Genomic DNA, 6612 nt, shown 5'->3' with positions numbered 1-6612 from the left:
CACACCAACAAACACACCAACGAACACACCTACCAATACGCCAACAAATACACCGACTAATACTCCAACAGATACACCAACTAATACCCCAACGAACACACCAACAAATACACCAACTAACACTCCAACGAACACACCTACTAATACGCCAACAGATACTCCAACCAACACTCCTACAAATACGCCAACAGATACTCCAACTAACACACCGACCGATACGCCAACTAACACCCCAACCGATACACCTACCAACACACCAACAAATACCCCAACAGATACTCCATCTAACACTCCTACAAATACGCCAACAGATACACCGACTAATACCCCAACAGATACTCCAACCAACACTCCTACAAATACGCCAACAGATACACCAACTAATACTCCAACCAACACCCCAACTGATACACCTACCAACACACCAACTAATACGCCGACCGATACGCCAACTAACACCCCAACCGATACCCCAACTAACACCGCAACAAATACGCCTATAGATACACCTACCAATACACCGACCGATACACCTACCAACACACCAACTAATACGCCAACCGATACTCCAACTAACACACCGACAGATACACCTACAAACACACCATCGAATACACCGACAAACACGCCAACCAACACGCCAACAGATACTCCGACCAACACACCTACTAATACGCCAACAGACACACCTACAAGTACACCAACAAATACGCCAACAGATACACCAACCGACACCCCAACTAATACTCCAACTAACACTCCAACTAATACGCCAACAGATACCCCAACTAATACTCCAACTAACACACCAACAGATACTCCAACCAACACACCGACCGATACACCTACAAACACACCAACTAATACGCCAACAGATACCCCAACTAATACTCCAACTAACACACCAACAGATACTCCAACCAACACACCGACCGATACACCTACAAACACACCAACGAATACGCCAACAGATACTCCAACCAACACACCGACGGATACGCCTACTAACACACCAACAGATACGCCAACGGACACACCCACAAATACGCCTACAAACACATCAACAGATACTCCAACTAATACGCCAACTAGCACACCAACAAATACGCCAACTTACACTCCCACAGATACTCCAACTAACACACCTACCGACACGCCAACAAACACGCCAACAAACACGCCAACTGATACACCTACCGATACGCCAACTAACACGCCAACTAATACGCCAACAGTAACACCAACCAACACACCAACAGATACTCCAACTAATACCCCGACCGATACGCCAACAAACACGCCAACAGATACACCAACGGATACGCCAACCAACACACCGACGGATATGCCAACTAACACACCAACAAATACACCTACAAATACACCAACCGACACTCCAACGTATACGCCAACAGACACACCTACCTACACACCAACAGATACTCCAACTAATACCCCAACTAACACACCAACAGATACGCCAACAAACACTCCGACCGATACGCCAACCGATACACCTACGGATACTCCAACTAACACCCCAACTGAGACACCTACAAACACCCCAACGAATACACCAACAGATACGCCAACCAACACTCCAACAGATACACCTACGGATACTCCAACTAACACTCCCACTAACACCTCGACCGATACACCTACTAACACACCAACAAATACCCCAACAAACACTCCTACCAATACCCAGACAAACACACCAACTGATACACCAACAGATACGCCAACCAGCACACCGACGGATACGCTAACTAGCACACCAACAAACACTCCAACGAATACTCCAACAGATACTCCAACCGATACGCCGTCTAATACGCCAACAGACACCCCTACCAATACACCAACAGGTACACCAACCGATACACCGACAAATACTCCAACCAACACGCCAACTAACACACCAACAGATACGCCAACGGATACGCCAACGGATACACCGACAAATACGCCTACAAACACATCAACAGTTACACCAACTAATACGCCTACTAGCACACCGACAGATACCCCAACAGATACTCCAACTAATACTGCAACCAATACCCCGACAAATACCCCAACGGATACCCCAACAGATACGCCAACTGATACACCAACCTATACACCGACAAATACGCCAACCGATACGCCAACTAATACTCCAACCAACACATCAACAGATACGCCTACGGTAACACCAACCAATACTCAGACTAATACACCGACAGATACCCCAACGGATACGCCAACTAATACGCCAACCAATACACCGACCAACACCCAAACATATACACCAACTGAGACACCTACAAATACTCCTACCGTAACACCAACTAATACTTCAACTCATACTCCAACAGTCACACAAACAAGCACGTCAACGAATACACCTACGATAACCCCAACTAACTCCCCGACTAACACATCAACAGATACGCCTACGGTAACACCAACCAATACACAGACTAATACACCGACAGATACCCCAACAGATACTCCAACTAATACCCCAACAAATACGCCAACAAACACTCCGACTAGTACACCAACAAACACGCCAACCGATACTCCAACAAGAACACCAACTGAGACACCGACTAATACGCCGACCCAGACGTCAACAGCTACGATTACTAGCACGCCAACATCTACCCCTACAGCAACACCGACACATACACCAACTAATACACCAACTATAACGCCAACATCTACCTCAACTAATACACCAACATTAACTCCGACTGTAACATCAACGGCAACCGAAACATCTACACCAACACCTACAGACACTCCAATTAACCGAATCGTTTCAGGAGTTGTTAAGATCAATGAAACTCCGATCGCCTACATGCCAGTCGACATTAACGGAGCCATTGTAACAGCCGATGAAAATGGAGAATTTGTCGTTACACTACAAGAGAACGGTAATTACGAGATCAAGTCTGGACTACCAACCGATCCAGGGGGAGTCGCTGCAATATCCTTCATCAATGATATATTCGAATCTGGTGCAAGCCTCTATGCACGGAGCCCGATTAAAATCGAGATGCAGAGAAACGTCCATATCGATGGTCCTGTCTGTCGCATTCTCCAGGACGGTATAGAGAAGGCCTTCTTCCCATACGAGAACACAACGAGCTCGATTCCAGGCATGCTGGATGGTGTACCTATAGAGGTACCGCTTGATTACAGCGCCCTTAATCAGATGTTCTCACCGGTCGGTAATCCAAATCCAGCTCCAGCACCTGAGACCCTCTTCGCCATCGGTAAGCTTGGATTTGCTCGAGACCTAGCCGCCTTTGAAACAACTACAGGTACTCATGCTGGTACATGGAACTTCCTTGGCGAACAGGTAGGTTTCGAGGGCCGGCCTCCAGTCTGTGAAAATCGAGGAGATGGCGAGTCCTGCTCACCAACTGATGAGAAGGTGTTCGATGAGATCTGGCGCTTTACAAGCAGGGTAGTCATCGCGCAAATCAACCTGGCCAACTCCCTCGCTGGTAAGACATGGAAACCAAATCCAGCTAACCGGCTCCTTATCCCTACACGTGGGGCAAGGGTCCTTGCGGCCATCAGGAAGGCGGTTGTTCCCTACTATAATACGTACTCCTGCGAGGTTGTAGCGGCAGAGTGCAGCACTATCAAGATAGATAAGGCTAAGATCAGGGTTATCTTTAGTGGCCTCTATACTAGGGTGCCGAAGGGTCTTGAATCCCTAGGATATGATAACGAGAGGCGTAAAAAACGTCTTGAGGAACTATTGAGGAAGCTTCCAAAGAGCGTAACGGTCTGCCCCCAGTAATGTGACCCTCGATATCTTGCTGTTTAGAATTAGATGCTGGTTCAAGCTCTTAAGTACGGATTTTGTAACTATTTACCCGGTCAGATCCGTGTGCGTTAGCCCATATCAAGAGGTGGTTTTGCGGAGCAAACTGGGGTGAATAGTTATGTGATTAGTTTGTAGGGGTCAGGTTGCTACTGCTATCCGTAGGATTGTTCCACCAGAAGATGATGGCAGCCCATATCAGCGGCAGGAAGATTGCTGCCTTTACTAAGAGGTAAGCGATAAAAACTGTCAAAATATAATCGTGCTTTGTCATAGTGTGGCATCTGCATCTATCGGCACAAGCACGATCTCTGCTGTAGGAAGGTGCTCCTTTAAGGTCTTAGTGATGGCGAGCGAGGTGGCACAGAACTCTCTAAGCGCTAGATCTGGATCGAATGAGATAGAGAGCTCTACAAAGATGCGCTTTCCGGCGCGACGTGAGCGGATACGCTTAAGGGCAACGAACCTCTCTGAGTAGTTTTGCTTAAGTAGCTCGGCTATCGATAGCTGCATGGCCTCTTCAAGCGCGCAATCGATCAGGTCTGGCACTGAGGCTGAAACGAGCGCATAGGCCGACCAAAGCATAAAGAACGAGAGTCCGAGTGAGCCAAGCCCATCCAGGTAGATGCTCCAACTATATAATGGAAAGAGGGTGCTGGCGCCAATTGACACGACAACTATGATGGTGGCGAAGGTCTTGGCGCGAAATAGCCTACATTGAGAATCAGTTACTAGTGAGGGACTCTTTCTGTTTGTGAGGTAGTTACTAACCCACATGGTAACATTTCCTAGGACCGATAGCATGGCAAAGAGAAGCCCAAAGTTTGTATTCTTAAGGTGCTCCGGCGCTATGAGGCGTTGCATCCCTGCAAAAAATGAGACCAAAAAGGTAACGAAGAGCGCAGCTCCAACCGCTATACATGCAAGGTGCTCAAGCTTTCCGAAGCCGTAGTTATAGTGCTGGTCATCACTACTAGAGACCTTTTTTAGGATGATCCAAGAGAGCAGGATCGCAAAGAACTCAGCCGAGCAGCGCAGCAGGTCTGCTGTTAGGGTCGTTGAGTTAGAGATCAGGGCAGCGTATGCCGTTGGTATCAGCGATAGGAACGTTGTGACCACAGCCAGAAGGACTAATCTCTCTTTGGTAACGCTCTGCGGATCAATATTAGTACTCTGCACTGCGTTATCAGTCATACAGCTATGTCAGCGGCTCAAAGCGAGCGGTAAAGTGTCTGAGTAAAGTTGGGTCGTATGTAAGCTTGAGCCCCCGCAAGGCCTCCTTGCGAGCAACGAGCTCCTGCATACCCTCAATAATATAGTCAAAGTGGCTCTGGGTATAGACCCTACGGGGGAAGGCGAGCCGTACCAGCTCTAGCTTAGAGGGGATAAAGCACCCAGTTGAATCGGTCTTGCCGAACATGACGGAGCCTATCTCGCACGATCTGACACCTTCGGCTAGGTAGAGCTCACAGGCGAGCGCCTGCCCAGGAAAATGCTGTGGTTCTATATGTGGGAGGAAGCTCTTGGCATCTATGTATACTGCATGCCCTCCTGGTGGCTGAACGGTTGGTATTCCTAGGGCGTTAAGACGCTCAGCGAGGTAGCGCGTTACGGCGAGTCTGTATTCAAGGTAGCGCTCGTCTAGCACCTCATCAAGACCAACGGCGAAGGCTTCGAGGTCGCGTGCGGCGAGGCCACCATAAGTTGGAAAGCCCTCGGTAAGGATTAGTAGGGAGCGCAGGGTTGTCACCCAGGCCTCGTTTCGTAGCGCAATAAAGCCGCCGATATTTACGAGCCCATCTTTTTTGCCGCTCATAATGCAGCCATCAGCCAGGGAGAAGATCTCATGTGCAATGTCGCGCGCCGTTCTATGCGCCTGACCTGCCTCTCGCATCTTTATAAAGAAGGAGTTCTCTGCAAATCGGCAGGCATCGATAATAAATGGGATGCCATATTTTTTGTAGAGCGCTGGCGTTTGCGGCGCAGAAGCTCTCAAGCTTCTCTAGGTCTATATTAGCCTTAAAGGGATGAGTAGATGTTGGATCGCGCCCCTCGTCGATAACTAGATCGATCGCCTCCGCACCGACAAACTCGATATTAGCGCGAGTTGTATCGAAGTGGTTATTAGAGGGGATCTTCATGCCTGGCTTAACTATCGTTTCGCAGATAAGCCTCTCGGCGGCACGCCCCTGGTGGGTCGGGATAATAAACTCATAGCCGGTAAGATTCCGCACGACCTTTTCGAATTTAGAAAAGCTGCTCGATCCGGCGTATGACTCGTCCGCAACCATAATAGCGGCCCATTGATTAGCACTCATTGCGGTCGTGCCCGAGTCTGTCAGGAAATCGAATGTGACATCCTTGGCAGCAACCAGAAAGAGGTTGTATCCAGCGTTGGCCAAAATCGGCTCACGTTCTGCGCGCGTAAGGCAGTTCAGAGGCTCTACGACCTTAATCTTAAAGGGCTCAATTATAGTGCGGTGAGGGGACATATAAACCTGAGTATAACATGTTGGGGTACCATTCTCCCATGGGGAAAGCACCTCTTTGGTGCGATTGAATAGTGCGTTTTGGTAACTGGTCACCGTAGTTTAATGTCGCGATTCAAGCTATTGAGATTACGGCGAAGTTTCATAGGTAATTCGATTGATCGTCCCCTGATCGGGGACGACAGATTTTGTGACCAGTTAATGTTTTCACCCCCGATTTGCGGAGCAAATCGGCCCCTTAGGGGCTATTGAGTGTCATTAACGTATGCGAATATTTCTGGAATATGCTGACTA

6 protein-coding genes and 1 pseudogene are annotated in these 6612 nt (G+C 48.5%); 1 reads left to right on the top strand and 6 read right to left on the bottom strand.

From position 1 onward, the window contains the following. From NTV65_07570 to NTV65_07555, 4 genes are all read right to left on the bottom strand, one after another. Window positions 1–1095 (bottom strand): hypothetical protein (locus tag NTV65_07570; GenBank protein MCX6115055.1); only part of this gene is annotated, 1095 nt, incomplete at its 3' end. 18 nt (window positions 1096–1113) lie between these two features. Beyond that, the gene (locus tag NTV65_07565; protein ID MCX6115054.1) at window positions 1114–1419 is read right to left on the bottom strand and encodes a hypothetical protein; all 306 of its coding nucleotides are present in this window, start codon (window positions 1417–1419) and stop codon (window positions 1114–1116) included. Between the two features lie 6 nt (window positions 1420–1425). Then, window positions 1426–2064, bottom strand: a complete 639-nt coding sequence (locus NTV65_07560; GenBank protein MCX6115053.1) for a hypothetical protein — start codon at window positions 2062–2064, stop codon at window positions 1426–1428. A gap of 285 nt (window positions 2065–2349) precedes the next feature. After that, window positions 2350–2832: a hypothetical protein gene (locus NTV65_07555; protein ID MCX6115052.1), complete on the bottom strand. Its 483-nt coding sequence runs from the start codon at window positions 2830–2832 to the stop codon at window positions 2350–2352. 19 nt (window positions 2833–2851) lie between these two features. On the opposite strand from NTV65_07555, the gene NTV65_07550 reads away from it, so the two are divergent. Further along, window positions 2852–3805, top strand: coding sequence for a hypothetical protein (locus NTV65_07550; GenBank protein MCX6115051.1), 954 nt, complete (start codon window positions 2852–2854; stop codon window positions 3803–3805). Window positions 3806–4099: 294 nt separating this feature from the next. On the opposite strand, the gene NTV65_07545 is transcribed toward NTV65_07550, so the two are convergent. Together NTV65_07545 and NTV65_07540 are read right to left on the bottom strand one after the other, a co-directional pair. After that, window positions 4100–5023, bottom strand: a complete 924-nt coding sequence (locus NTV65_07545; GenBank protein ID MCX6115050.1) for a cation diffusion facilitator family transporter — start codon at window positions 5021–5023, stop codon at window positions 4100–4102. Window positions 5024–5027: 4 nt separating this feature from the next. Further along, window positions 5028–6321 (bottom strand): annotated as a pseudogene (locus NTV65_07540) (tryptophanase). Window positions 6322–6612: the final 291 nt, after the last annotated feature.

The organism is Pseudomonadota bacterium (assembly GCA_026390555.1).
Classification (GTDB): Bacteria; Bdellovibrionota_C; UBA2361; order UBA2361; family OMII01; genus OMII01.
Note: the sequence above shows the minus strand (reverse complement) of the source record. Positions and strands in the feature narration are given on the sequence as shown.

Coding starts and splice junctions, on each gene's coding strand:
- NTV65_07550 (MCX6115051.1), top strand. CDS start 2,852: ATGCCAGTCGACATTAACGGAGCCATTGTAACAGCCGATGAAAATGGA.
- NTV65_07545 (MCX6115050.1), bottom strand. CDS start 5,023: ATGACTGATAACGCAGTGCAGAGTACTAATATTGATCCGCAGAGCGTT.